Source organism: Pantoea sp. MBD-2R, from assembly GCF_039134845.1.
GTDB lineage: Bacteria > Pseudomonadota > Gammaproteobacteria > Enterobacterales > Enterobacteriaceae > Erwinia.
In genome coordinates this window covers 1261565-1287535 of sequence record NZ_CP152417.1, presented here as the reverse complement: position 1 = coordinate 1287535, position 25971 = coordinate 1261565, and the positions used below count along the sequence as shown (strand labels likewise).

Annotated in this window: 27 protein-coding genes; 11 read left to right on the top strand and 16 right to left on the bottom strand. The window is 51.4% G+C overall.

All coding sequences use genetic code 11. From position 1 onward, the window contains the following. Positions 1-19: 19 nt before the first annotated feature. The 3 genes from ybeD (at position 20) to lipA (ending at position 2195) form a co-directional block, all read left to right on the top strand. Positions 20-283: a DUF493 family protein YbeD gene (gene ybeD, locus AAGQ96_RS05925; protein ID WP_013201269.1), complete on the top strand. Its 264-nt coding sequence runs from the start codon at positions 20-22 to the stop codon at positions 281-283. 84 nt (positions 284-367) lie between these two features. After that, positions 368-1006, top strand: coding sequence for a lipoyl(octanoyl) transferase LipB (lipB, locus tag AAGQ96_RS05920; RefSeq protein WP_147196206.1), 639 nt, complete (start codon positions 368-370; stop codon positions 1004-1006). Positions 1007-1229: 223 nt separating this feature from the next. Next, a complete protein-coding gene (gene lipA / locus AAGQ96_RS05915; protein WP_147196204.1) occupies positions 1230-2195 on the top strand; it encodes a lipoyl synthase in 966 nt (321 codons plus the stop codon). Positions 2196-2330: 135 nt separating this feature from the next. Here lipA and tatE read toward each other — a convergent pair whose 3' ends face one another. The 6 genes from tatE to AAGQ96_RS05885 form a co-directional block, all read right to left on the bottom strand. Next, on the bottom strand, positions 2331-2537 hold the full coding sequence (gene tatE, locus AAGQ96_RS05910) for a twin-arginine translocase subunit TatE (protein WP_147196202.1): 207 nt from the start codon (positions 2535-2537) through the stop codon (positions 2331-2333). Positions 2538-2666: 129 nt separating this feature from the next. Then, complete coding sequence (locus AAGQ96_RS05905) at positions 2667-3434, bottom strand: amino acid ABC transporter ATP-binding protein (protein ID WP_147196200.1); 768 nt, start codon at positions 3432-3434, stop codon at positions 2667-2669. Further along, positions 3431-4405, bottom strand: coding sequence for an amino acid ABC transporter permease (locus AAGQ96_RS05900; RefSeq protein ID WP_342755062.1), 975 nt, complete (start codon positions 4403-4405; stop codon positions 3431-3433). Before AAGQ96_RS05900 ends, AAGQ96_RS05905 begins: the two co-directional genes overlap by 4 nt. Then, positions 4402-5289, bottom strand: coding sequence for an ABC transporter substrate-binding protein (locus AAGQ96_RS05895; RefSeq protein WP_342755061.1), 888 nt, complete (start codon positions 5287-5289; stop codon positions 4402-4404). Before AAGQ96_RS05895 ends, AAGQ96_RS05900 begins: the two co-directional genes overlap by 4 nt. Before the next feature lie 19 nt (positions 5290-5308). Beyond that, positions 5309-6097 carry a deaminated glutathione amidase gene (locus AAGQ96_RS05890; protein WP_147196194.1) on the bottom strand — a complete coding sequence of 263 codons (789 nt, stop codon included), beginning with the start codon at positions 6095-6097 and terminating at the stop codon, positions 5309-5311. A 2-nt stretch (positions 6098-6099) separates the two neighbouring features. After that, positions 6100-7059: a nitrate ABC transporter substrate-binding protein gene (locus AAGQ96_RS05885; protein ID WP_342755060.1), complete on the bottom strand. Its 960-nt coding sequence runs from the start codon at positions 7057-7059 to the stop codon at positions 6100-6102. Positions 7060-7189: 130 nt separating this feature from the next. On the opposite strand from AAGQ96_RS05885, the gene AAGQ96_RS05880 reads away from it, so the two are divergent. Beyond that, a complete protein-coding gene (locus AAGQ96_RS05880; RefSeq protein WP_342755059.1) occupies positions 7190-8548 on the top strand; it encodes an aminotransferase class I/II-fold pyridoxal phosphate-dependent enzyme in 1359 nt (452 codons plus the stop codon). On the opposite strand, the gene AAGQ96_RS05875 is transcribed toward AAGQ96_RS05880, so the two are convergent. The 3 genes from AAGQ96_RS05875 to pagP form a co-directional block, all read right to left on the bottom strand. Then, positions 8529-8957 (bottom strand): GNAT family N-acetyltransferase, encoded by a 429-nt coding sequence (locus AAGQ96_RS05875; protein WP_147196187.1) that lies wholly within the window; start codon positions 8955-8957, stop codon positions 8529-8531. The genes AAGQ96_RS05880 and AAGQ96_RS05875 overlap by 20 nt on opposite strands. A gap of 319 nt (positions 8958-9276) precedes the next feature. Next, entirely contained in the window at positions 9277-9486 is a 210-nt protein-coding gene (gene cspE, locus AAGQ96_RS05870; RefSeq protein WP_004156612.1) for a transcription antiterminator/RNA stability regulator CspE, read from the bottom strand. A 150-nt stretch (positions 9487-9636) separates the two neighbouring features. After that, positions 9637-10185: a lipid IV(A) palmitoyltransferase PagP gene (gene pagP / locus AAGQ96_RS05865; protein ID WP_147200550.1), complete on the bottom strand. Its 549-nt coding sequence runs from the start codon at positions 10183-10185 to the stop codon at positions 9637-9639. A gap of 553 nt (positions 10186-10738) precedes the next feature. On the opposite strand from pagP, the gene AAGQ96_RS05860 reads away from it, so the two are divergent. Beyond that, on the top strand, positions 10739-10987 hold the full coding sequence (locus AAGQ96_RS05860; protein ID WP_147196185.1) for a hypothetical protein: 249 nt from the start codon (positions 10739-10741) through the stop codon (positions 10985-10987). A 465-nt stretch (positions 10988-11452) separates the two neighbouring features. Next, positions 11453-11698 (top strand): hypothetical protein, encoded by a 246-nt coding sequence (locus tag AAGQ96_RS05855; RefSeq protein ID WP_147196183.1) that lies wholly within the window; start codon positions 11453-11455, stop codon positions 11696-11698. A 36-nt stretch (positions 11699-11734) separates the two neighbouring features. Here AAGQ96_RS05855 and AAGQ96_RS05850 read toward each other — a convergent pair whose 3' ends face one another. The 3 genes from AAGQ96_RS05850 to AAGQ96_RS05840 all read right to left on the bottom strand — a co-directional run bounded on the left by AAGQ96_RS05850 (position 11735) and on the right by AAGQ96_RS05840 (position 15116). Next, on the bottom strand, positions 11735-12850 hold the full coding sequence (locus AAGQ96_RS05850; RefSeq protein WP_342755058.1) for a hypothetical protein: 1116 nt from the start codon (positions 12848-12850) through the stop codon (positions 11735-11737). A gap of 336 nt (positions 12851-13186) precedes the next feature. After that, positions 13187-14503, bottom strand: a complete 1317-nt coding sequence (gene gntT / locus AAGQ96_RS05845) for a gluconate transporter (RefSeq protein ID WP_147196179.1) — start codon at positions 14501-14503, stop codon at positions 13187-13189. Positions 14504-14810: 307 nt separating this feature from the next. After that, positions 14811-15116, bottom strand: a complete 306-nt coding sequence (locus AAGQ96_RS05840) for a LysE family transporter (protein WP_342755057.1) — start codon at positions 15114-15116, stop codon at positions 14811-14813. Between the two features lie 714 nt (positions 15117-15830). Here AAGQ96_RS05840 and AAGQ96_RS05835 point away from each other — a divergent pair. The 5 genes from AAGQ96_RS05835 (at position 15831) to AAGQ96_RS05815 (ending at position 20633) form a co-directional block, all read left to right on the top strand. Next, on the top strand, positions 15831-17255 hold the full coding sequence (locus AAGQ96_RS05835) for a cytochrome ubiquinol oxidase subunit I (RefSeq protein ID WP_342755056.1): 1425 nt from the start codon (positions 15831-15833) through the stop codon (positions 17253-17255). A 1-nt stretch (position 17256) separates the two neighbouring features. Then, positions 17257-18264 carry a cytochrome d ubiquinol oxidase subunit II gene (cydB, locus tag AAGQ96_RS05830; protein WP_147196173.1) on the top strand — a complete coding sequence of 336 codons (1008 nt, stop codon included), beginning with the start codon at positions 17257-17259 and terminating at the stop codon, positions 18262-18264. 98 nt (positions 18265-18362) lie between these two features. Continuing rightward, positions 18363-18512 carry a DUF2474 domain-containing protein gene (locus tag AAGQ96_RS05825; RefSeq protein WP_147196171.1) on the top strand — a complete coding sequence of 50 codons (150 nt, stop codon included), beginning with the start codon at positions 18363-18365 and terminating at the stop codon, positions 18510-18512. Positions 18513-18673: 161 nt separating this feature from the next. After that, positions 18674-18928, top strand: a complete 255-nt coding sequence (locus AAGQ96_RS05820) for a CsbD family protein (RefSeq protein ID WP_147196169.1) — start codon at positions 18674-18676, stop codon at positions 18926-18928. Between the two features lie 364 nt (positions 18929-19292). Continuing rightward, the gene (locus tag AAGQ96_RS05815; protein ID WP_342755055.1) at positions 19293-20633 is read left to right on the top strand and encodes a carbohydrate porin; all 1341 of its coding nucleotides are present in this window, start codon (positions 19293-19295) and stop codon (positions 20631-20633) included. A 57-nt stretch (positions 20634-20690) separates the two neighbouring features. On the opposite strand, the gene fetB is transcribed toward AAGQ96_RS05815, so the two are convergent. The 4 genes from fetB to AAGQ96_RS05795 form a co-directional block, all read right to left on the bottom strand. Further along, positions 20691-21458, bottom strand: a complete 768-nt coding sequence (fetB, locus tag AAGQ96_RS05810; RefSeq protein WP_342755054.1) for an iron export ABC transporter permease subunit FetB — start codon at positions 21456-21458, stop codon at positions 20691-20693. Continuing rightward, positions 21445-22113: an iron ABC transporter ATP-binding protein FetA gene (gene fetA / locus AAGQ96_RS05805; protein WP_342755053.1), complete on the bottom strand. Its 669-nt coding sequence runs from the start codon at positions 22111-22113 to the stop codon at positions 21445-21447. Before fetA ends, fetB begins: the two co-directional genes overlap by 14 nt. A 95-nt stretch (positions 22114-22208) precedes the next feature. Further along, positions 22209-23315, bottom strand: a complete 1107-nt coding sequence (locus tag AAGQ96_RS05800) for an ABC transporter substrate-binding protein (RefSeq protein WP_342755529.1) — start codon at positions 23313-23315, stop codon at positions 22209-22211. Positions 23316-23485: 170 nt separating this feature from the next. Further along, positions 23486-25879, bottom strand: a complete 2394-nt coding sequence (locus AAGQ96_RS05795) for a glucose/quinate/shikimate family membrane-bound PQQ-dependent dehydrogenase (RefSeq protein WP_147196161.1) — start codon at positions 25877-25879, stop codon at positions 23486-23488. Positions 25880-25971 lie beyond the last annotated feature (92 nt).

Here is a 25971-nt window from a genome sequence, read left to right as displayed (position 1 = left end):
TGGCGTTACCGGAGCCCTTATGAAAACCAATCTTAAAGAACTACTCGAATTTCCAACTCCCTTTACTTATAAAGTAATGGGTCTGGCACAGCCAGAGCTGGTGGATCAAGTGGTTGAAGTTGTTCAGCGCCACGCGCCGGGTGACTACTCTCCGGACGTAAAACCGAGCAGCAAAGGCAACTACCACTCGGTTTCTATTACCATCACGGCGACGCACATTGAGCAGGTAGAAACGCTGTACGACGAGCTGGGTAAAATCGAAATCGTTCGCATGGTGCTGTAAGCGCCATGCCTGACAGGAGGCGACTGGTTGTCGTCCTCTGTCAGCGTTATACTGACCGTCTGACTCCTTCACCGGACCGCCATTTTGCCGCACGAAACTCTGCTTATTCGCCAGCTTGGCCTACAGCCATGGGCGCCTGTCTCTCAGGCAATGCACGACTTTACCAATCAGCGCGACGAAGATACCCCCGATGAAATCTGGCTGGTCGAGCATCTGCCGGTATTCACTCAAGGTCAGGCCGGTAAAGCTGAGCATCTGCTTGGTCCAGGGGATATCCCGGTTATGCAGAGCGACCGCGGCGGTCAGGTGACTTACCACGGTCCAGGCCAGCAAGTTATGTACGTGTTGCTCAACCTTAAACGCAGGAAAACCGGCGTTCGCCAGCTGGTTACGGCTATCGAGCAGACGGTGGTTGAGACATTGGCGCATTTTGATATTGAAGCGGCAGCCAGACCTGATGCGCCTGGCGTTTACGTCAGCGGCAAGAAAATCTGCTCATTGGGATTACGTATCCGCAACGGCTGCTCTTTCCATGGACTGGCGTTGAACGTTGATATGGACCTCTCCCCTTTTCACCGCATCAATCCTTGCGGCTATGCGGGCCTGGAAATGACTCAGGTTTCCGATCTGAAAGCAGGCACCACGCTGGCAGACATTCAGCCATTACTGATTGAACATTTTGCCCGGCAGCTTTCTATCCCTGCCGTCCGCTGGATATCGTAATGAGTGCACGGGTGCGAAGCGGCGCAGCAGGGTTATTGGACACGTTAATATTATTGCGGGAAGAATGGCGTTAAATTTACAATTCTGTCACATTTTCTGCCTTCAGCAGGCTGAAACCTGGCACCTGAGATGATATAATTTTCGCGCTTTATCAAAAAAAGTTTAATACTACAGCTCGTTTTTGCGGATGATTAGCGCATGCCAACCTGGAACTTGCAAGATTATGAGTAAACCCATTCAGATGGAACGCGGCGTCAAATACCGCGATGCCGATAAAATGGCGCTGATCCCGGTAAAAACCGTGGTCACAGAACGCCCAGAGATCTTACGTAAGCCGGAGTGGATGAAAATCAAACTCCCTGCCGATTCCAGCCGCATTCAGGGCATCAAAGCCGCTATGCGTAAAAACGGTCTGCATTCCGTCTGTGAAGAGGCTTCCTGCCCTAACCTTGCTGAATGTTTTAATCACGGCACCGCAACCTTTATGATCCTCGGGGCAATTTGTACCCGTCGTTGCCCGTTCTGCGATGTGGCGCATGGCCGTCCGATCCAGCCTGATGCTAACGAACCCGAAAAATTGGGTCAGACGATCGCCGATATGGGCCTGCGTTATGTGGTTATTACTTCTGTCGATCGCGATGATTTACGTGACGGCGGCGCACAGCACTTTGCAGACTGCATTACGGCTATTCGGGCAAAAAGCCCCAATATCAAGATTGAAACGTTAGTGCCTGACTTCCGTGGCCGTATGGATCGTGCGCTGGATATTCTTACCGCCACGCCGCCAGACGTCTTTAACCACAATCTGGAAAACGTGCCGCGTGTTTACCGTCAGGTTCGGCCGGGCGCTAACTATGAGTGGTCGCTGAAATTACTGGAACGTTTTAAAGAAGCGCATCCGGATATCCCCACGAAATCAGGCTTGATGGTTGGGCTGGGCGAAACCAATGCGGAAATCGTCGAAGTGATGCGCGATCTGCGCCGCCACGGCGTCACCATGCTGACACTGGGGCAATATTTGCAGCCAAGCCGCCATCATCTCCCCGTACAGCGTTACGTCAGTCCGGCAGAATTTGATGAGATGAAAGAAGCGGCAATGGAAATGGGCTTTACGCACGCAGCCTGCGGCCCGTTTGTACGTTCTTCTTATCATGCAGATATGCAGGCGAAAGGATTGGAAGTGAAATAATGCGCGGCAAAACGGTTCATAGCGGACCGTTTTAATCCGACAGATCGTTTCAGAAGTTATAAAATTTTACATTTTGGTAACAGAAACTAAAAACGGATGACAGGTCATCCGTTTTTTTATGGTGCCAGCTGAGAATTACTCTTTGTGTGCAACTTGCTCAGCAGGTTTTTCTTCAGCGACCGGCGCTTTTTTCGCGGAAGTGTCGTCGTCGCTCATGGCCTTTTTAAAGCCCTTAATTGCTGACCCCAGATCGCCACCAAGAGATCGTAACTTGTTGGTTCCGAACAGCAATACGATCAGAGCACCAATAATCAGCAGCTTGGCAATACTGATACCTTCCATACACACCTTCTTTATTTTAACCTGACCCTAAAGGCCAATAACCATAAAGTGTATTAACGCGCAGATCGCTGGTCAATACAACCGCAATCTGTAACAGAGTAATATCTGCACAACGGCACACCGATCATATCAGATAAAACGGCTCAGGAAAGCCTGAAATCGCGGATGTTTTGGGGCAACCAGCACCCGATCCGGCGGCCCCTGCTCTACCACTACGCCCCCGTCCATAAATACCACCCGATCGGCAGCCTCACGGGCGAACCCTATTTCGTGAGTCACAACCACCATCGTTAATCCCCGATCCGCCAGCGTACGCATCGTTGCCAACACTTCACCGACCAGCTCGGGATCCAGTGCCGAAGTGGGTTCATCAAACAGCATCAGCTTAGGACGTATTGCCAGCGCTCTCGCAATCGCTACGCGCTGCTGTTGCCCCCCAGAGAGATGACGTGGCCAGGCATCAGCCTTATCACTCAGCCCGACCGTCGCCAGTAATTCTCTGGCGTAACGAATCGCCTCTTCCCGCGGTTGCTTGTGGACGCCTGTTGGCGCTTCAATGATATTCTGCAACACGGTCATATGCGGATAGAGGTTGAACTGCTGAAAGACCATGCCGATTTCCTGCCGCTGTTTAGCGATTTTGCGCGCAGAAAGACGATGCAACATCCCCTTTTTAAGCTCGTAACCCACCTGATGTTCACCGATCATAATCGACCCGGCATTCATATCTTCCAGATGATTGATGCAGCGTAAAAAAGTCGATTTTCCCGAGCCGGAAGGGCCAAGGATCACTACCACTTCGCCCGGCATTACATCAAGGTCGATCCCCTTCAGCACCTCATTATCACCGTAGCTTTTCTGCACATTTCTGGCACGTATCAGCGGCATCGGGTTCATACATCTTCCTTATGCAGTAAAGGACGGTTAACCAGCGGACTGGCTTTAGTCTCCGCCGAGGGCAAACGGCGTTTCGTTGCTGATGATGAACGACGTATCCCACGTGAGTAGTAGCGTTCAATAGCCGATTGCCCGATATTCAACACCGAGGTAATCAGCAGATACCAGATCACGGCAACCATTAGCATTGGGATCACTTCAAAAGTGCGGTTATAGATCGACTGCACCGAATAGAGCAGATCGCCCATTGCAATAACGCTGACCAGAGAGGTCGCTTTAATCATACTGATCAACTGATTACCGGTTGGCGGAATAATCGAGCGCATCGCCTGAGGGATAATGATACGGCGCAGTGCGCGAGCACGGCTCATGCCAAACGCCTGAGTGGTTTCTACCTGACCGCTATCCACCGACTGCAAACCTGCACGGATAATTTCGGCCATATACGCCGCCTCGTTGAGCGCCAGCCCGGCGATAGCCGCGGTTAAGGGTGTGATCAAATCGTTGGTGTTCCAGCTGGCCAGAATCGGGCCGCCTAAAGGAATACCCAGCGTAATAGTGGGAAACAGCGTAGACATGTTGTACCAGAAGATTAGCTGAACCAGCAGCGGCGTGCCGCGGAAAAACCAGATGTAAAGACCCGATAATCCTCTGAGCAGACGGTTTTCCGACAGGCGGGCAACGGCCAACAGCAATCCTGACAGCGTGCCGAGCACCATTGAAACGAGCGTCAGGCCAAGCGTGACCTGCAACCCCTTCAGCACCGAGGCTTCGGTAAACCATTTCAGCACGACCTGCCATTCGAAATTGGGATTGGTTGCCACCAGCCAGCTCGCGTTGGCGGCAATCAGCAGCACCATAATCCAGCTGGCCAGGCGACCGTAACGCGGTACGCTACGGGCAAAAGCCACGTCGCGCTGTTGCACGTCTGCCCTTTCCCTGGCCCGTGAATTCGTGGTACCCGTCGTCATTTTCCTGTCCCCTTAGCCAGATTGAATCCAGGCTGCGGGATAGTGTTGCCGTCCAGCTGCCATTTTTTCATGATTGCCGCATAGGTTCCGTTGGCAAACAGCACGTTGTAGCCGTCCAGCACCACCTTGCCCAGCGCTGAGTCTTTTGGCACTACGGTTCCCTGAAAAATATCACCAAAGCCATTTTTCTTGCCTTGCCCGGTGAGTTCCAGCTGGCCATGCGCCTGCTGAACAAAATACACCAGCGGGGCTTGAGAAGAGAAAAAGGCATCAGAGCGTTTTGAGCGGACGGCTAAAATAGAGGAAGGCTGATCGGTAAAAGACTGCACCGTGACGGCAGGTTTGCCTGCATCCGTACACACCTGGGACTGTTTGCGGATCACCTGCTCGGCAGAGCCTGCGGCCATAACGGCAATTCGTTTCCCGCAGGTATCTTCCAGCCCGTTAATGTGCGCCGGATTCCCTTTTTGTACGGCAAACACCACAAACTCCTGCACGTAGTCGATAAAATCATTTTTTTGCTGCCTGTCGGGATAGTCGCCAATCGGACCGATGGCCAACTGATAGCGGCCCGATTTGATCCCCGCCAGTACGCCCGACAGACCGCTGACGGTTGCGTGTTCAATTTTGATGCCCAGCAGCTGGGCCAGCGCTTCGGTAAGATCCGCAGAAGCCCCACTCATCGACGTGGGCCCTTCGACGATCTCGTACGGCGGAAAAGATCCGTTGTTCACGGAAATCATCTTGCCAGCCTGTTTGATATCGGCCGGTAAACGGTCGTGCAGTGCAGGATCAACATTCTGCACCGGAATGCTCCCTGTGGCCTGCGCGCTGCTTGCTATTAAGCCCATCGCCAAAGCAATAGCCGTTGCTTTCATCTTCATCAATAGTTTTCCCGCGGTTTTAGTTGAGTTCAGGGCGAGCAAAACGGCGATTTTCCAGTACCGGTAAAACCTGACGCGCGTGCGCAATACGGGCGGGATCGACATCGGCGAAAACCAGCGCTGGCGCTTCGGCCGCTTTTGCTATCGCCACACCCAGCGGATCAACAACCAGGCTGTTGCCGATATTGCGCGGGCCACATTCTCCAACGGCGACCAGATAGCAGGTGTTTTCAAGTGCACGAGCGGTCACCAGCACTTCCCAATGCATCTCTTTTAGCGGCCCTTTTACCCAGGCGGCGGGCAATACCAGCACATCGGCACCGTCCAGTACTAACCGGCGCGCCTGTTCGGGAAAGCGCACGTCATAGCACGTCATCAGGCCAACTTTCATTCCTGCGACCTCAAGCAGCGGCGGAACCTCATTGCCTGCGGTGACGTTGCGGGACTCCTGCATGGCGAAGGCATCATAAAGATGCAGTTTGTCGTAACGGGCGACGATCTCACCATTGCGCACGGCGATGAGCACGTTCAGGGCTTTACCTTCATCCGTCGGTACGTGCACGGTCATAATAGTGGTCAGATTATTGCCGCGACTGGCCGCGTAAATGTCACTGAGGAATGGACCGTTCAGCGGCTGGGCAGCTTTCAGAACCAGGTCCGGATCGGCGATATCGCGTGCCAGTACGCCTTCCGGCAATACCAGCAGCTCTGCCCCACCCGCCTGTGCCTGCGTCATTAAACTGATGCAGGTTGCTGCGTTATCCTGCCATTCACGGCTGACCGCAAACTGTCCTAAGGCAACTTTCATCGTTATGCTCCTTTCAGTACAGCCGGGAAGAGATCCTCCGGCGTAAGGCGTTGAGAAACAATTCCCTGCTCGAAAAGCTCGGTGGCGAAATCGCCAATCATCTTGCGATTGGCCTCAAGGCCATTAGCCTGCCAGTTCGCCGGTAAATCCTGCGCGGTACGGCGCAGGTCGTCGAGCAGCCAGGGGGTGGTATCCGCGTATTTTTCCCGCTTCTCGTACCAGAGTCGGGCAGAACGATCGATAAGTTCGCTCAGCGCCTGGGGGACGTCAGGATGCGCCAGCGCCAGCTCAGGTTTGCATGCCAATACGTGATGACCGGGGATATAACCAACACGCTGAAAATAGGCCAGTTCTGCCTGGCGGAAATCGGTTTGTAGCTGACGCAGGCCGGAGTCTGGCAGGAAAAATCCCTGGGGCATAAAGGGCGTAAAGATAGCGTCCAGCTCTCCCGCTTTCAGCAGATCGATCAGGGGGTGCTCGCCCGGTGCGGCTTCGATACGTCCGGGACGACCAAAACCATTCAGACGGTCAACGATCGGATGTTCGGCGGTTAAACGTCCTGCGAACCAGTAAGCGGCGTTGATATCAACTCCCGCTTCACGCAGCAGCGCACGAGTCCAGGTATTACCGGAATCCTGCCAGCCTGTAACGCCAATATTTTTACCTTTTAGCTGTTCCAGCGAGACGATCGGGCTGTCTTCAGTAGTAATGATGCAGCGCTGACGAAACCCCCGCATTAAAAAATGCGGCAGCGCCAGTAATGATGTGTCCCCTTTTGCCCTGAGTTGAGCATAGCGGCTGAAGGAGACCTCCGCTGCGTCATAGTCCGGGCTGGTAGCTAAGTCACCGACCAGCGTTCCTACGCGATGAACTTCCAGCGCAAAGCCTTCAGGCTTGATGTCACCCAGCGCCAACGGCGTGAAATAGTCCCAGTCCCGAACGGCCAGTCTGATCGTAACCATTTTTTCTCTCGTGTCAGTCAATGCGTTTGCAAGGCAACGCCGGTAAAAAATCATTTTGTACAATTTCGATACTACGACCAGGATATTATCTGTACAATAATTTCTTTGTTACTGAACAAATGGATTTCTTATGACCCCGACGCTGGACCCTGACTGGCTGGCAGCACGCATTAATGACGTTTCCATTAAAGGCATTGCCGCCGCGGTTGCTGAACTGATTCGATCTGGGGAAATCCCGCCAGGAACTTCTCTGCCGCCGGTACGCACGCTTGCAGAGATTTTAACGGTAAGTCCGGCTACGGTTTCAGCCGCGTGGGGGCAACTCAAGCGTCAGAAAGCGATTGCCGGAAAAGGCCGCAGCGGCGTCTGGGTATGTGGTGATAACCTCACGGCAAGACCGGTACGTTTTGAGAAGATTGGTAATTATGGCAGTAATATTCGCGCCGACCTTGCTATGGCTTCGCCCGATCCTGCCCTGCTACCGGACCTGCGAGAAGCGATGCTGCAAGGCATTCAGTGCCCTCAGTTGAACAGCTATCAGCGTGAGGCTATCGCCCCTGGATTACTGGCGGCAATCCAACCCGGCTGGCCTTTTCCGGCGGAGGCCTGGCTGGCGACGGATGGCGGATTCGATGCGATGAACTGTATCGTACAAACGTTATTTATGCCGGGAGACAAAGTCATTATTGAAGATCCAACGGCAACGAGGCTGCTGGATATGCTCGACAACATTGGCGCAGAAGTGATGCCGCTGGCCTGTGACGAACAGGGACCGTTACCTGGCGCACTAAAAATGTTGCTGAATAAAGGCGCGACGGCGCTGATCTACCAGCCCGGCACCCATTCCGCAACCGGTCATGCTGTTAGTCAAACTCGTCGTGAGGAGCTGGCGCAGATCCTGGCGGGCAGCAATACGCTAATCATCGAAGACGACGGCATTGGTGAGCTGGCAGCGAGGCCAGCACAAAGTCTGGGGCGCCATTACCCTGATCGAACACTGCATGTGCGCTCCTACTCAAAAGCCTATGGCCCGGATTTACGTCTGGCCGTGCTTTCGGGCCCGCAGGCATTGATCAAACGCATTCACTCCTGGCGTAATTTTGGCGCCAGCTGGACCAGCCGCATTTTGCAACAGGCAGTGGCATGGATGATTAACGATAGCGGCACGCAGCAGCAAATCCAACGGGCCAAAGCAATTTATCGGCAACGTCGTCGCAGCCTGCTGGATGCGCTGGCTAAGCGCGGGCTTGACCTTCCCGATCGCGATGGTTTGAGCCTTTATATTCCGGTGCAGTCTGAGCAGTTTGCCATGATCACACTTGCCGCAAGAGGGATCGCCGTGCTGCCTGGTGAAAGGTGCCGCAGCGGCAGTAATCAGTTTATACGCGTCAGTACCGCCAGGTTAGCCAGCAACGAACTCGACAGCATTGCAGATGCGCTGGTGCTGGCAAGCGGACTGGACTCGAGCGCTATTCGCTCAGATCTTTAATCAGATAACGGGGGGACTCGCTGTATCCTTCCCGCTCATAAAAGGCATTGGCCTTGAGTCTGCGCTGGTGGCAATGGACTTCCATCCGGTCGCAGCCTCTTTCTTTAGCCAGCTGTTCCGCATGCTGTAGCAGCTGGTGGCCCATGCCTGCGCTTCGTTCTCCCTCAGCGATACAGAAGTAGCTGACACGCGCAAAATCTCCTGCCAAAGCCAGTTGTGGAATGAAATGCAGCGAGAGAAAGCCTAAAACGATACCGTTATATTCAGCCACAAGCAGCCTTTCAGTGCGATCGTTGATCAGCTGGGCCAGACGCCTTTCAATAAAGGTTTCGGTATTCTCATAGCCCAGTTCGGTTAACAGGGCACTCAGGGCAAAACTGTCCCCGGCCTTCGCCAGACGAATCTTCATTATTCCTCCTGTGGATTTAAGCCTGCGATCTCAGCGTTGGGCTTCACGACGTACAAAATTTATAGCCAGCCTGACGCAATAAGCAAACGCCTCATGTTACGTAAAACGTTCAAGGAGATACGCGGCCAGCGGAAAAGTGAGTCACGACAGCTGTTGCGGAGAAACATTAATGTTTCTTGAATAATTTTTTGCCACAATCTTTACGCAAAGCGTGAAAGAAGAAAATAGCGTTCACAAAAAGCGGCGGGGAGCGCGGGAGGAGAAATTGAGGTAAAAAAAACCCGCCATCAGGCGGGTTTTTAAAATTCTGTCTGATAACTTAAATAGCGGCAACGTTAGCAGCAGATGGGCCTTTGGCACCGTTGGTGATTTCGAACTCTACACGCTGACCTTCAGCCAGAGTTTTGAAACCGTTGCTCTGGATGGCAGAGAAGTGTACGAACACGTCTTTGCTACCATCTTCAGGAGTAATGAAACCGAATCCTTTGGACTCATTAAACCACTTAACGCTACCTTTAATCTTAGACATCTATATTACCTTTACATGAAAAATGGACACTAAACTGTGTCGGCAGTTAGTACAGCAATTGCCGAGGCTTTTGTCCAGTGGCCAATCGCGAAAAAGTGATAAATATCGCCTTTTTTGCAATAACAATATAATTTCAGATAACTTCCGCCGTTAAAACTGCCATCTGAACCAGGCAAAATAGACGTTGCCATTGTTGTAACTACCTGGAATATAAGTCATCTGGAAGGTGGCCTTGCGGTAACCCACTGAAGCAAGCGGCAGGAGAGCCGGAACGGGGATATACTTCCAGTTATCACGCGCCGTCACCCCGGCTGTATAACCGATTCCCAGCCGAAAGTTTTGATCCTCCAGCGGACGCCAGATCTTTTCCCAGCCATAGCCACCAAAAGGTTCCCATTTATTATAGGAATCTTTGAAAGCCATCAGATACAAACCGTTCCAGTTGCCCTGGTCATCATAACGGGAAATACCGCCACCCGCGCCCCACGGGCGCTCATTATAGCTGTTGGTTTTGTCCCGGTCGTAGGTCCAGCGGTTATGCCAGGTGATTGCAGGTACATAAAGATCGTAACCCTGCGGATCGTTCCATGTCGTGCTGACCCTGTTGCTGAAGCCCTGCCAGCCGCTTGAGATAGCACTACCCAGCGTTTGCGCATGCCCCGGACTACTTAAGGCAATGCAACCAGCAATGCCCAGCATAATGAGAGAAGATTTGTCTGATTTCACTTTTATCTACCGATAACCAAGAGTGTTGACAAAATGCACGCCACCGCCGGGAAAAGTAAAAAAACGGGGGTGCTGCTGTTACGCCATTATTGTAAACATCAGGCTTAAACGGTTCCTGAATGACCGTGAACAAAAAATCGCCGGAGGGTTTTTATAGCGCTGGATCAATAAACCTGATTCAAGTCAAAAAATAACTTGCAAAAAAGTCAAAAAAACAAATTTTTTATTAAGCCTGTTTAAACTTTAATTTCTCGTTTATCGGATACATTAATCAAATATTGATCTAAATCATCTCTTTTGCGCAATTAATGCTTATTTAAGCAAAAAGAAAAATAAAGTGATTGAAACGAGTGCTTTTCATCGTCAGTTCTAATGAGCCAGGCAAAGCAGTTACAATTTGATGTTAGTAATCATGTTGTTAACGGTTAATATCAATATACGCAACTGATAAATAATATTTATCGATCTAAGATTTTTTTTTGGTAAGATTAATCTCATTCAGAAGCATACAGAAAGAGGAACCGGCATGAGAATACGTTGCTGGAAATGTGGTCATGCGGGATTTATATTTACCACCAGTGATGGCCATTTTGGTAAACATCATGGTGCGGTCTGCGCTAATTGTCAGAAACCTGTTACGTTGAAGGATTGTCTTTTCAGAACGAAAGCCATGGGAACGGTGCATGGAGAAGAGGAAGAGTGCCGCATCACGGCAGAAAAAACTAAACTACCGCAGCGGCTGACCGAGCTTTTTGGCCCGACAGGCAAAAGGTGACAATACAGGTACACGCACTGCCACCCCGAGCTTTATCAGAACAGGACTTTAAAGACACCAGTAAGCGTCAGCAGGCCGACAATAAAGATAATCGCGATAATCCAGAGAATAATTTTCATTCCATTTCCTCAGCCATATTGAAAAAAAGCACTACGATGTAGTGACTTGAGTATAGAAGAAGTTCTGCCACTCTGCTTTCAGACCCGCAAAAAATGCCAGAACAGTGGCCCAACGCCTGTCGATTTACGCTATCGCCCCTTTTTTTGTATAGTCAGCAAAATCAATAAGTTAAAAAAACAATCCGGTCGGGTTTTTTTTCGCAATTTTTTTGCGATTGCGATCGCAAACTGCGTTTTCTTTACAGAGAATGTTTAGGCACGCTAAAAGCCACTCGTTAAAATGACTGCGTCGTTGGTTATAAACTCACTTGCTATGACTTTCCCCGATGGTTAACAAGGAGATCTTATGAGCACAATTAATAGCAGTTTGGGCCGATACAGCCTGAAAGCAAAAGATAGCGGCAATCACATCAGAGGTACGATTGCGATTAATGATGAGGGCGGTGCTGAAGTGACCTGCCAGGAATTTAATGAGCACTACCTTGATGACGTGATCAACAACGTGGTTTACCCGGTGACGGGCGGTAATCACACCATTACTAACGCGTTCCGGGACGAAATGGTGAAAGCCGGTTTTCAGCAACCCCATTAAAACCACTGACGCAGGGCCTTGTTAATGGCCCTGCGGTTACGCCGCTGGCGTAGTCGGAGGTGATTCCGTTACTGTTTCAGGCTCTTCCAATGCTTCTGGCGCGACAGATTCAGGTTGATAAGCACGATGATGCCGTTTACTCACCAGGAAAACCGGCGTCGCAATGAACAGTAACAGGCTGCCAGCCATTCCGCACAACAGCATACTCAGACCGCCCATCCAACCCTCTCCCGCCGTTAATCCTGCGGCTACCAGCGCCACCAGGAAGAAAAACGAAAGCGTCATGTTTACAGGCCAGATATTGGTAATATCCATATCGCTCAGCGCCATTTTGACCGGTTTTTTCGCTCTTTTTTCCATTTCCTTTTCTGCTTTCATGCGTGCTTTCACCGCCGCCAGATCGACACAGGGCGCAATGAAGTTTTCAGCGGGTTGCGGGTTATGCAACTCGTCGAAAATACGCTCCACAGGCGGAAACGTCAGGGGCCAGCTACCGCTATGTACGCCATACGTCGTCAGCGCGGGCAACGTGATTCGTGGCAGGTGAATCTGCTGGAGATAGCGATCGTTCATCACGATCCAGCTTTGCCGCGTTGCGCCTCTGGTGACGTGATAAAGACGAAAACGATCGGCAGGAGGATAATCAAGATGACTGATCCGGGCCGTTATATAAGGAATATGATGTTGGCGGCAGTAGTTAACGCGGCTCTGACCTTGTGCTGCCAGAAGCACACCAAGCGCAGGTAAAAAGTACCAGGAAGTGCCTTCTGCCGCAAAGGGGCCATTAAGGTGTTCCCGCAATTTTGCCTCGCTGTTGCCGTTCAGGTGATCGGGCCACCATTGACCGCTACGGCTAATCACCCGCTCGGTCGGAACATTGAAAACGCCTAACGGTTCAGTCTCCGCCGGCAGCATCGCAAAGGGGAAAATTTTGCTGAAAAAAGTCAACGCATCGTCCGGGCCATCCCATTCACCACTCGGTTCGAGTCCGTGCAGATTTGCCGTCAGTTCAGCCCAGCCATTTTTTCCTAAAATATCGATTTGATATTTCATGTCGGCCAGATGCTTACCCAGCCGAAGAATGGTAGAAGGAATGCCCTTCAGCGACAGTTCGGGTACCGTCGCGTTGATATCTGAGTGTTGATTTTCCAAACTAAATAATCCCCAAGGCTAATGCCCGCCAACCAGTAAAAGTGAGAAACCGAAAAACAGCGTTTTAGACGTTAAGGCTTGCTGGCCTGCGCCAGTAATAAAGCAAAACAGCCCCTGAGGAAAAAGAAGAGTCACTCTCAGAAATTTGACTTAAGTCTTAAAATATAAGCAATTCAAGGAGATAGTATACTTACCCGCTTTGGTTATTGGCAACTTTCTCTTATTTATACTGGTGAGGAAATAAATTTTTCCTGTGAAATTAAGGAAATAAAACGGCGAAATGAATTACGCGGACTAACCGGAAACCCCTCGTTTCCGATTAGTCGACGGACGCGCTTAAATCACTGCCTGCATCAGCAGGCAACCTGCCAGACCACAGACGGCAATAATGGTTTCCAGTACTGACCAGGAACGCATCGTTTCCCCAATCGTCAAATTAAAATATTCTTTAAACAGCCAAAAACCCGGATCGTTAACATGTGAGAAAATCACGCTGCCCGAACCCACTGCAATCACCATCAGTTCTGGACTGACGCCGGTAGTGGCAATAATGGGCGCGACAATCCCGCCAGCGGTAATTGCCGCAACCGTTGCTGACCCCAGCGCAATGCGCAGCGCGGCAGCGATCGACCAGGCCATCAGGATCGGCGAAACGGCACTGCCTTCCATCAAACTTGCGATGTATTTGTCCACGCCGCTATCGACCAGCACCTGCTTGAAGGCCCCGCCGCCGCCGATAATCAGCAGCATCATTGCAATAATCTTAATGGAATCGGTAAGCGTATCCATTACCTGATCCATGGTGCGGCCCCGATTGAGTCCAAAGGTGAAAAGTGCGATTAATACCGCAATCAGCGTTGCCATGATCGGATCGCCAAAAAACTCGGCATAAGGCAGCAGCGCATGGCCTTTTGGCAACACCATTTCCGCTACGGCTCTGAACGCCATAAGCACCACCGGAACCAGCGCAGTCCAGACGCTGACCGCAAACGAAGGCATTTCCGCTTCGGTAAAGGTTTTTGGGTTGTACAAACCTTGTGGGATCGGTTTATCGATTTTCTTTAAAAAGCGTGCGAAGACCGGGCCGGCGAGGATTACCGTAGGAATACCTAACAGCGTACCGAACAGCAGAGTTTTGCCCATATCAGCATGGAACAGCGTCGCGATAGCCGTCGGGCCAGGATGCGGCGGTAAAAAACCGTGCGTCACAGAAAGTGCAGCCGCCATCGGGACGCCAACAAACAGCAGCGGCACGCGGGCCGCAGCAGCAATAGTCAGCACCAGCGGCAGCATCAGCACGAAGCCCACTTCATAAAATAATGCGAAACCCACGGTGAATCCGGTAAGCACTACCGCCCACTGGATATGTTTTTCACCAAACCTGGCGATAAGGGTAGTGGCAATGCGCTGTGCGCCGCCGCAGTCGGCCAGCAGTTTGCCTAACATGGCACCGAAGCCCATGATCAGCGCCAGGCTACCCAAGGTTCCGCCTACGCCAGCTTTGATCGACCCAATAACCTTATTGACCGGCATGCCCTGCATTACCCCGACCGCCAGTGCAACCAGTATCAGGGCAATAAACCCATTTAGCTTAAAACGGATCATCAGCAGTAGTAGCAGCACTACGCCAATAGCAACGATGATTAACGGCATGAATTTCTTCTCCAGCAGACGGCGCGCCTCAAGGCAGCCCTTGATTATGTTCCCGCCTTTATCATGGCAGGTAGTAGTGACAGAGAAACAGGTCAAAAATGCTTCACTCCAGCGCTGGCATGTTAACGGTAACATGGCGAAACTAATACGCCCTGCGGCCGGGTAATTTACATTTTGAGAAGAAGATCAAACTTTTGACATATTGTCAGCAGAGGCAAAGCGTCGTGAGGAGAGGCGCCAGAAGCAGGCGAATCAGGGATAGCGTTAGGGTGCTGCTCACCTGATAACAGGTGGCAGCAGAGTAACTTTACTGGCGGGAGAGCAACAGCTTGATACCTGCGGCACCGAAAAACAGGGCAAACAGGCCTTCAATACCCCGGCGGGCTTTTATATAGACCCGATTCATCGTCACGGTTGAAAAAACTAACGCATAGCTACCAAATACCAGCACGCCTAAAAGTGCACAACCAGCCACCATCAGCGGCATTACATAGTCGGGGGCATGGGGATGCGCGCCCAGTGACAGAATGGCCAACCAGACCAGCACGGCTTCAGGATTAGAAAGATGAAGTAACAGTCCACGCCGGTATAAGACGGCTTTCGACGTCGGCATTGTCATTCTGTGAAGGGGTTCACTCACACAAAAAATCGCCAGGTTTTGACTTTCGACAAGAAATTTGACTTTAGGGCAAAGCAGAATGTAACAAAATGATTCAGCATGAATCAAGATGCGTTTTTCTTGTGTAACATTTACATTGCTTTGCACAGGAAATGGTTACACAGCGTAACTATTCATCTCGCATAACATTCTTAAGCGTAATATTTAAACCCACATTCTCCACATGGTAACATTATAATAACATTAGCGAATAAAGGGACGTTATTCCAGCGTTTGAAATGTTGTTGAGTATGATATCCCCCTGCCAATTTGCGCCAAAAAGTTATGGCTGGCGCCAGATATATAAATAAAACGACCGAATAGGCTTTTTTTGCTTCTGTTTATTTTTACCTTTTAAAGCAGCATGAAAACGTTTCCAGGGCATAAAAAAACTTTATTTTTACAAATATGCATCATTCGGCAATCCATATTTAACAGTTTGCATAAATAATTTAACGAGGCGATGAAACAATTCATCGCAAAGATCTATGCTGTTATATGCAAGAACACGATTATTGTTGCTGCTCCTTCTCCTGATTTGGTCTTAGGATCAAACTTCTGAAAACCGCATAACAGAGTCCACATTGCGCCTGCGTAATTATGTGGCTCGTTTGTTAATTGTTGGTAAATAAAAAAGAAAAGGCAGTTTATGTTAGATCGAGGTAAGCAATGTTCGGATTAGATGCGTTCCACCTGGCGAGGATACAGTTCGGGTTTACCGTTTCCTTCCATATTCTCTTCCCGGCTATCACCATCGGGCTCGCCAGCTTTTTGGCGGTGCTGGAAGGTCTGTGGCTGAAAACCAGAAACGAGGACTACCGTGACCTCTACCATTTCTGGTCGAAAATCTTCGCCGTTAACTTCGGTATGGGCGTGGTGTCCGGCCTGGTGATGGCGTACCAGTTTGGTACCAACTGGAGTGGATTCTCGCAGTTTGCCGGTAGCATCACTGGTCCCCTGCTGACCTATGAAGTGCTTACCGCGTTCTTCCTTGAAGCTGGCTTCCTGGGCGTGATGCTGTTTGGCTGGAACCGCGTAGGTCCTGGTCTGCACTTCTTCGCCACCTGCATGGTTGCGCTGGGAACCATCATCTCGACATTCTGGATCCTCGCGTCTAACAGCTGGATGCAAACGCCGCAGGGCTTTGCGATTCAGAACGGTCTGGTGATCCCGGTTGACTGGTTTAAAATTGTCTTTAACCCGTCGTTCCCGTTCAGGCTTCTGCACATGTCTACCGCGGCCTTCCTGGCCAGTGCCTTCTTTGTTGGCTCTTCTGCGGCCTGGCATTTGCTGCGCAAAAACGACACGCCTGCCATCCGTAAGATGCTTTCAATGGCCCTGTGGATGGCGCTGATTGTCTCGCCGATTCAGGCCGTACTGGGTGATGCCCACGGTCTGAATACGCTTGAGCATCAGCCGGCTAAGATTGCCGCGATTGAAGGTCACTGGGAAAACCCACCGAACGAACCTACTCCGCTGATCCTGTTCGGTATTCCGGATATGGAGCAGGAAAAGACCAAATATGCGCTGGAGATTCCTTACCTGGGCAGCCTGATCCTGACGCACAGCCTGGATAAGCAAGTACCCGCGCTGAAGACCTTCCCGAAAGAAGACCGTCCTAACTCGCTGGTGGTGTTCTGGTCATTCCGCATCATGGCAGGTCTGGGCATGCTGATGATTCTGCTGGGTGTGGTAAGCCTGTGGTTGCGCTTCCGTGGCCGCCTGTACACCTCGCGTCCGTTCCTGTGGTTTGCGTTGCTGATGGGTCCATCTGGTCTGATTGCACTGCTGGCTGGCTGGTTCACGACTGAAATCGGTCGTCAGCCGTGGGTAGTTTATGGCCTGCTGCGTACCAAAGATGCGGTGTCGGCACATGGCGACCTGCATATGAGCATCAGCCTGATTGCCTTTATCGTCGTTTACTCGTCTGTGTTTGGTGTGGGCTATACCTATCTGTTCAATCTGATCAAGAAAGGTCCACAGCAGGGCGAAGGCCATGAAGAACATGAAGGCGGACCGGGTACTCAACATACTCAGGCGCGTCCGCTGTCTGCCGTGAAAGAAAAGTTAAACACGCAGGAAGAGGATAAATAACGTGGGCATTGATACTTCAATTATCTGGTTCACCATCATCGTCTTTTCAACGTTGATGTATATCGTGATGGATGGTTTCGACCTCGGTATCGGCATTCTGTTTCCTTTCAATAAGGACGCCGCAGAGCGCGATATGATGGTTAACACCGTTGCGCCGGTATGGGATGGCAACGAAACCTGGCTGGTGCTGGGCGGTGCGGCGCTGTATGGCGCCTTCCCGTTGGCTTATGCCGTTATCCTTGATGCGCTGTCGATTCCGCTGACGCTGATGCTGATTGGCCTGATCTTCCGTGGTGTGGCCTTTGAGTTCCGCTTTAAGGCAACGGAAGAACACCGTCCATTCTGGGATAAATCCTTTATTGCCGGTTCTTTCCTGGCCACCTTCAGTCAGGGTGTGGTTCTGGGTACGTTCATCAACGGTTTTGAAGTAACCAACCGCGCTTACAGCGGTCCGGAACTGGTTTGGCTGACGCCGTTCGCGTTGTTCTGTGGTCTGGGTCTGGTCGTCGCGTACGCGCTGCTGGGCAGCACCTGGCTTATCATGAAAACCGAGAACGAACTGCATCGCAAAATGACCGCGCTGACCAAGCCCCTGCTGCTGACGCTACTGGCCATTATCGCCATCGTCAGCATCTGGACGCCGCTGGAACACGCCGACATCATGCACCGTTGGTTCACGCTGCCTAACCTGTTCTGGTTCCTGCCAGTGCCGGTGCTGGTGCTGCTGACCTCAATGGGACTGCTGCGTGCACTGAAGCGTCATGCTCATTACTCGCCGTTCCTGCTGACGCTGGCGCTGGTGTTCCTGGGCTTTACCGGTTTGGGTATCAGCGTATGGCCGAACATCATTCCACCACACATCACCATCTGGGATGCCGCGTCACCGCCGCAGAGCCAGGGCTTTATGCTGGTGGGTGGACTGTTGATCATCCCGGTCATCCTGGCTTACACCTTCTGGAGCTACTACGTGTTCCGCGGGAAGATCAATCCGAACGAGCATTACCATTAATTCGTTTTCAATAATTGGCACATTGTTTACCTGACAGCGTTACCCCGCAGAGCGGCAGTTAATGCCCCTGCGGGAAGAAAGGTAAAACGGAGGAAAGTATGGTTGAAACACAGCAAGCGCCTAAACTCCCGGCGTGGAAACGCATCCTGTGGATGGTCGTCATTTACGCAGCGAGCGTGATGGCGCTGGGCGTCGTCGCGACACTGTTTCGCTTTATGATGACCGCTGCTGGCATGAAGTCACACTGATACTCTGATTGCCAGTTAATTGCTGAAGGGGCCGATATTTATCGGCCCCTTTTCTTTACATTGTTCATAAATAGTCACATAACCGCAGCGGCAACTCTGATTTGATGGTCTATGCTTTAGATTCGTTCATGAGGAAATCATGCCATCAAGAAGGAGACAGTATGAGTTTATTAGACAAAGCCAACGATAAAGCTGACGAAGCGCTGGGTAAAGGCCAGGAGCAGTTTGGTAAGACTGCCAATTCTCCTGAGCATGAGTTAAAAGGTAAAGTACGTCAGGGCGCAGCAAAAGCTTCTTATGCCGTTGACGACGCACTGGACTGTGTTAAAACCAAAACTCAGGACTCGCCGTTTGTTTCGCTGGCTATTGCCGCTGGCGTCGGTTTTCTTGCCGCGAAGATTTTCGGTCGCCGCTAAACCGCCAGGCGGCAGCTGATGCCGCTACCAATCAGGGCCGGTCTCCGGCCCTTTTTGCTGTCTGCCTGTCAGCCCCACTTCCGCCAGCTGTAGTCCCCTCCCCTTTTTCCCCTCTTAAAGCGTGATCAACCTAAAGTTTTTAACTTATTTAGCAAAAACAAAACGACTTCAGCACTATTTATAACAATTAAATTCCTGATTAGTGGTTTCATTCTGCTGTTATGGCCGTCATTCACGCTTAAAGTTAGCGGTTTCCCCCTGTTGCTTTGTTATACACCGGAGATAATGCTGACAAAAGTGGAGGACCGCCGCAATTCTGTCCGGGGTCACCAGACAGCGTTATCACTACAACAAGGTTAACATCATGAAAAGCATCTTCCCGCAAACCACGTTAACAAGAACTGTGGCGTTCTGTGGTTTTGGCTTACTGCTGGCTTCAGGCCAGGCGCTGGCAGAAAATGCACCGCTCAGCGTTGATTCTCCCTATGCTTTCGGCGACTGGGACGGTTATCGCAGCCAGCTGGAGAATGACGGCGTCAAGTTTCAGGTCAACTACACCATGGAATCCGCCAGTAACTTCTCCGGAGGCTACAACCAGTCAACGTCGGCGCGCTATACCGACCAATGGGGATTCGGTACAACCTTAGATTTGGAAAAATTACTCAACTGGGACGATACCCAATTCCAGGCCACCATTACCAGCCGTAACGGTCAGGATTTAACGCAGTATATTAACGATCCGCGCTCTGGAGGCTTATCTTCCGTACAGGAAGTATGGGGACGCGGGCAAACCTGGCGTCTGACCCAGTTCTGGCTGAATAAGGGCTTCTTCGATCATAAAGTGGAGATCAAAGCGGGACGGGTCACGGTAGGCGAAGATTTCGATAACAAAGACAGCAATTTCCAGAACCTCGCGTTCGGTGGCGGTCAGGCGGGTAACTGGCGAGGCGACCGCTGGTATAACTGGCCGGTTTCACAATGGGGCGGCCGTGTGAAATTCAACTTCACACCGGAAGTGTTCTTCCAGGTAGGCTTCTATAATCAGACCGCATCCAACTATAATACCGGCAACGGCTTCCGTCTTGATGGCGGCCATACCGAAGGTAATCTGGTACCGGCTGAATTAGGCTGGCAGCCGCAGCTCGGTGACGAAAAGCTACAGGGGAATTATCGCGTCGGTATGTACTACTCCTCCGTCCGTGGGGATAACTACAGCTCATACAGTAACGGTCAGTATGGCGAACAGGACCATTCTTATGGCGGCTATTTGCTGCTGCAACAACAGCTGACCGCAATGGATGGCGATAATCAACGTGGTTTAGGCATTGTGGCACAGGCCGTAATGAACGATCACAAAACCTCAAAAACCGATAACTATCAATCGCTGGCGCTGGTGTGGAAAGGTCCGTTTGATGCGCGGCCAACGGATGAGATTGGGGTGGGCGCCGCACGCATTCACGTCAACGACGACTACGGTAAAATGCTGCGTCAGACCAACCAGGAAAATGGCGTGAACGACTACAATAATCCGACCTATTTACCTGTTCAGAGCGGCTCGGAATATAACTATGAAGTCTATTACAATGCGCGCCTGACCAACTGGATGAGCCTGCGACCTAACCTGCAATACGTTGCTTCTCCAGGTGCGGTCAGCGAAGTGAAGGATGCGTTTATTGGCGGCATCAGCGCCAATATTAACTTCTGATAGCCCGATACTGGCAGGCAAATTATCGTCCTGCCAGTTATTATCCCTCTTCTGCGTTTAATCCATTGCTTTCAACTGCGCTCTGGCATTATAGAACCGGCGACTGGCGAGATATCCTGCGATAATTGTCGACACGCTGGCGGTGCCCAGCAGCATAAACGTCACCATGATCTGGTATTTGATCGCTTTAACCGGATCGATGCCGGCAAAAATCAGCCCTGACATCATGCCCGGTAAACTCACAATACCCACCGTTTTTGCCGCATCCACTGTCGGGATCATCGCCGCACGAATGCTGTCGCGGATAAGGCTCCCCGACGCCACTTTTATTGAAGCGCCAAGACTTAGCATCTCCTGTATCTGCTGTCGATTATCGCGAAAGCGCTGGTTAAGATTGCTGTAACATAACCCCACTGCAACCATTGCATTGCCAGCAATCATGCCGGAAACCGGAATTACCTGCATGGGCGTAAATTCAATTGAACCACTGAGAATCAGGATCGCCAGCGTCAAGGTCGTACTTAAGGCGATTGCGATAAAGGACAGTTTAAAAGCATGATCGATATTGCGGCTGCGTTTGCGGGCGTTAAGTGCCGCGTTCACACAGATAAACAGCACCATAAGCACGGTAAGCCAGGCATTATTCAGTTCGAAGATATATTTAAGTACGTAGCCGACAATCACTAACTGAATAATGGCGCGTGAGACGCTCCAGACCATCTCCTTTTCCAGCCCCAGCTTCTCTTTACGACTAAAAAATAACGCCAGCAATACCAGCATTAACGCCAGCCCCAGCGACTCATTAGTAATATTATGCTGATTCATGCGCGTCTTTCCTGTCTGGCGGCGACAAAGTGATGACCCGCTGCGCCTGAGCGATGTCGGCTATGTCGTGGCTGATGCAAATCACCGCCACTCCCTGCTCGTTTACCCGTTCGGCAATCAACTGATTAATGAGCTGCTTATTTTCTTTGTCTAAGGCGCTGGTGATTTCATCCAGCAGTAAAACGTCCGGCAGAAATTGCAGGTTACGCAATAACGCAACACGCTGTTTTTCCCCACCGGAAAGCTGCTCCGTTTTCTTATTTAGGATCTCTTGCGGTAAATTGACCCGCTCTAACCCGTTGTTGAGCGCGGCAACATCGACTTTTCTCTGCCGAATCGTCCACGGCAGCGCCAGATTGTCAAAAACCGTTGTTCCAAACAGTACCGGCGTCTGAAAGCAGTAGGAAACTTGCTGCCGATACTTTTCCGGCTTGAGTTGCGTAAAGGAAGTGCCTTTAAAAAATATCTCACCGCCAGAGGGTTCCAACAGCGAAGCAATAATTTTTAATAAGGTACTTTTGCCGCTGCCTGACGGGCCTGTCAGTAAGATCCGTTCTCCGGCATTAAGCGTGAATGAAATCGGCGCCAGCCGTGTTTCGTCACCCTGTTTCAAACAAATATCCTGCACATCAAGCAGGTGTGAAGACTCAGACATCGCAAGCCAACCTGAAAATAAAATTGCGGAGATCATAAGGTGAAAAGGCGACAACGTGCCGCCTTTTTTCTGAAAATCTGGTGCAATAACGCAGACTATTTTTGCTGCGGAGAATAACTCAGCGTGACCGGGGCGTCGGGTAATTGAGTAAAACGGGTAATGATCTGGTGGAAATCCCCCGTCGGGTTCAGTCCGGCAAACTGAGTCGGATAAAGATCTTTGGCCAGAATTTCCATCCCGATAATATTATAAGGGTGGTTGTAAAAATGATGGTAAACACCATACACCTTCCCTTCTTGCACCGGCGTGATTTGCTGCAATCCATTACGGCGGATGAGCTGATTAAACGTTACGCCAACCTCTTGCGGCGAAACATTAAAACCAAACGGCAGAACATTATTATTGGGCCGCTTCGAACCGGACATAATATAAACATCCGGCTTCATGGCGATAATTTTTTCCAGCGCCACAAATCCTGATGCGCCTGGCAGCAGGCTTGAACCTATGTTTTTGCCGCCGACCGCTTCCACCAGTCCGCCCCAGCCGTTGTGCCCATGAGTAAAGCAGCAGTTGTCGCTGTTACCCGCGATAGGCTCAATAAATACCGTTGGCTTCTGCTTAACCTGCGCAATTTTCTGCTGCATGTTGTTCCAGTGCTGCTGGTAGAAGTCGGTATATTCTTTCGCATGCGCTTCCTGATTAAGTACCTTGCCCAGTAACGTGATGCTGCGGGCGGTGTTTTGCGCCGGATGCAGTTCGTAATCAAGGAAAACCACTGGAATATGCAATCTTTGCAGAGTATCCAGCACGCCCGTTTGTTTCAGCGCGGGTTTCGCCCGCAGCTGCGCAACCATCAGGTCCGGCTTCTGAGCAATGACGCTTTCAAGGTTCACTTCCCCCCGATCGTTAAACCCCATGTCGATAATTTTTGTGGCTTCAGGCCAGGTCTTTTTCAGCAGATCCCAGGTTTGCGGATCCTGCTTTTTCGGCAGGTTATTCCATGCCACCACGCGTTTAAAGGGATTATCACGATCTAACAACGCCAGCGCTAAAATATCGCGACCATCCTGGAGGATCACATGTTGAGGCTCTTTGGGCAGGGTGATCTGCTGATTATCCATATCGGTAATCTGTAATGGATAAGTGGTCGCCGCGCACCCCGCAGACGCCAACAGGGAACCAAGTAAAATCCAGGAACGAATCGTCACACAATGTCTCCATGGGAATAAAAATAATAGTGATAATCATTCACTATGATACTGATAAGCGTGCCGCTTTGGCAAAAAAAAGGCAACCGCTGAACGGTTGCCTTATGTCGATACGCCGTTTAAAACCGGCGTTGTCAGGCGGCAGATAGCACGCCCGTTATCGCTTATTTTTTAGCATCATCTGGCAGTGCGTAAGCAACAATATAGTCGCCCAGCTTGGTGCCGAAGGAGCCATGACCACCCGCTGCGATCAGCACGTACTGCTTGCCGTTCACTTCATAGGTCATTGGCGTCGCCTGGCCGCCCGCTGGCAGACGAGCTTCCCACAATGGTTTACCGTTGGTCACGTTAAAGGCGCGCAGATAGTTATCCGCAGTCGCACCAATAAACATCACGTTACCCGCCGTAGAGATTGGGCCGCCCAGCATAGGCATCCCCATCTTGAACGGCAGTGGAACCGGTGAGCTGTCGCGAACGGTACCGATGCGCTTTTTCCACACGATATCGTTAGTTTTCAGGTCAACCGCAGAGATATAACCCCATGCTGGCTGTTTGCAAGGGAAGCCCAGCGGTGACAGGAACGGGTTCAGGGTCACGCCGTATGGCACGCCATACTGTGGCTGAACGCCAGTCTCGCTACCGCTGCCGCCTTTGTCTTTCTCATTTGGCCACATCGGGTTGTTCGGACCACGTGGGATCAGACGAGAAACAAACGGCAGCGCCATTGGGTTGGTAATCGCGATCTGACGATCGGTATTAACAGAAATGCCGCCCCACTCGAACATACCCAGGTTGCCTGGGAATACCAGGGTACCCTGCTCTGAAGGTGGTGTGAACGGACCTTCATAACGCATGCTGTGGAACATGACGCGACAGATCAGCTGATCATAAATTGTCGCACCCCACATATCCGCACCGGTCAGCTTGTTCTTCGGACGGTAGGTCAGTTCGGAGAAGTGCTGGGTAGGAGATACGTGGTCGCCTTTAGCCGCGCCCTGTGGCACTGGGGTTTCCGGAGCCGGAACCACTTCTTTACCGCTACGACGATCCAGAACGAAGATATCACCCGTTTTGGTCGGCACGTAGATAACCGGTACGCTGTTGCCGCTCTTATCAGTAATGTCTGCCAGCGTTGGCTGAGCAGGCACGTCCATATCCCACAGATCGTGGTGAACAGTCTGGTAGAACCAGGCAACTTTACCTGTCGTCGCGTTCAGCGCCAGCAGGCCGGTCGCATAACGTTCGATTTCTGGCGTACGGTTGCCGCCCCAGATATCTGGCGTTGCTACACCGATTGGCAGGTAAACCAGATCCAGTTTCGCGTCATAAGCCGCAGGTGCCCAGGAGTTTGGTGAGTTCGGCACATAGTGCTGCTCGCCTTCCGGAACCACGTTTGGATCTTTCGCGCCTGGATCGAATGCCCACAGCAGTTTACCTGTGTTGACATCAAAACCACGCACCACGCCAGATGGCTCTTTGGTCGAGTAGTTATCGGTTACCGCACCGGCAATCACAATCACTTTATCAGTGATAACAGGCGGTGAAGTTGGCTCATAAGCACCCGCACGCGCGTAAGGCATGTTCTGCTGCAGGTTCAGTTTGCCGTTTTCAGCAAATTCCGGGCACAGCGCGCCGGTTTCTGCATCCAGGGCATACAGGTGACCATCGTTCACCGGCAGGATAATGCGACGTGCGCACAGTGCTGGTTTACCGCCCGCTGGCGTGGCTGCTGCGGCTGGGGTTTCATGATAAGAAACGCCACGGCAGGTCACGTGCTGGAAGGAAGGATCGGTCTTCATCTTCGGATCGAACTTCCACTTCTCTTTACCGGTAGCCGCGTCCAGAGCAAACAGGATCTGGTGAGGCGTACACAGGTACAGGGAATCACCGATTTTGATCGGCGTGACTTCATCAGTCAGTTCGCCCGGATCGGTTGGGCCTTTCATATCACCGGTACGGAAAGTCCATGCTTCTTTCAGCTGACCCACGTTTTTGTCGTTGATTTGCGTCAACGGCGAGTAACGGGTTCCAGCCTGAGTACGACCGTAAGCAGGCCAGTCGCCCGCTGCAATGCCATCAGCTGATTTGTTGACGTTTGCAGCCTGTTCCGGGGTCAGGGAACCGTTGATTTCCTGCGGATCGTTAAACACTGAGTAAGCCAGTGCAATCACCGTGACCACCAGTACCGCACTCAGTGCGCCACGAGCGAATTTGCCCTGTGACAGACCACGGTAAACAAACGGCAGAACCAGCCACAGGCCGAGGAAGAAGGTGACGTCAAGACGCGGCGTCAGCGCCCAGAAATCAGAACCCACTTCCCACAACGACCAAATCAGGGTCGCCAGCAGGAATACCGCATACAACAGCAGCGCTGAAGAACGGCGACGGAACAGCAGCCAGGCAACGACCAGCTCAATCACACCCGCGATGATGTAATAGAACGAGCCGCCGAGCCTGGCCAGCCAGATACCGCCAATCAACAGGTACAACCCGCTGAGGACGGCAAATACAGCCGTAAGAATCACGAGGATCCGTGATAACGGTGCTTTACTTTGCATAGTATGGACCTTACCAAAATTTAACGTCTTCGATTAAGCCATATAAGCTCAATCGCAAAAAACACCCGGTTTCATACTGACTTATCCACCCC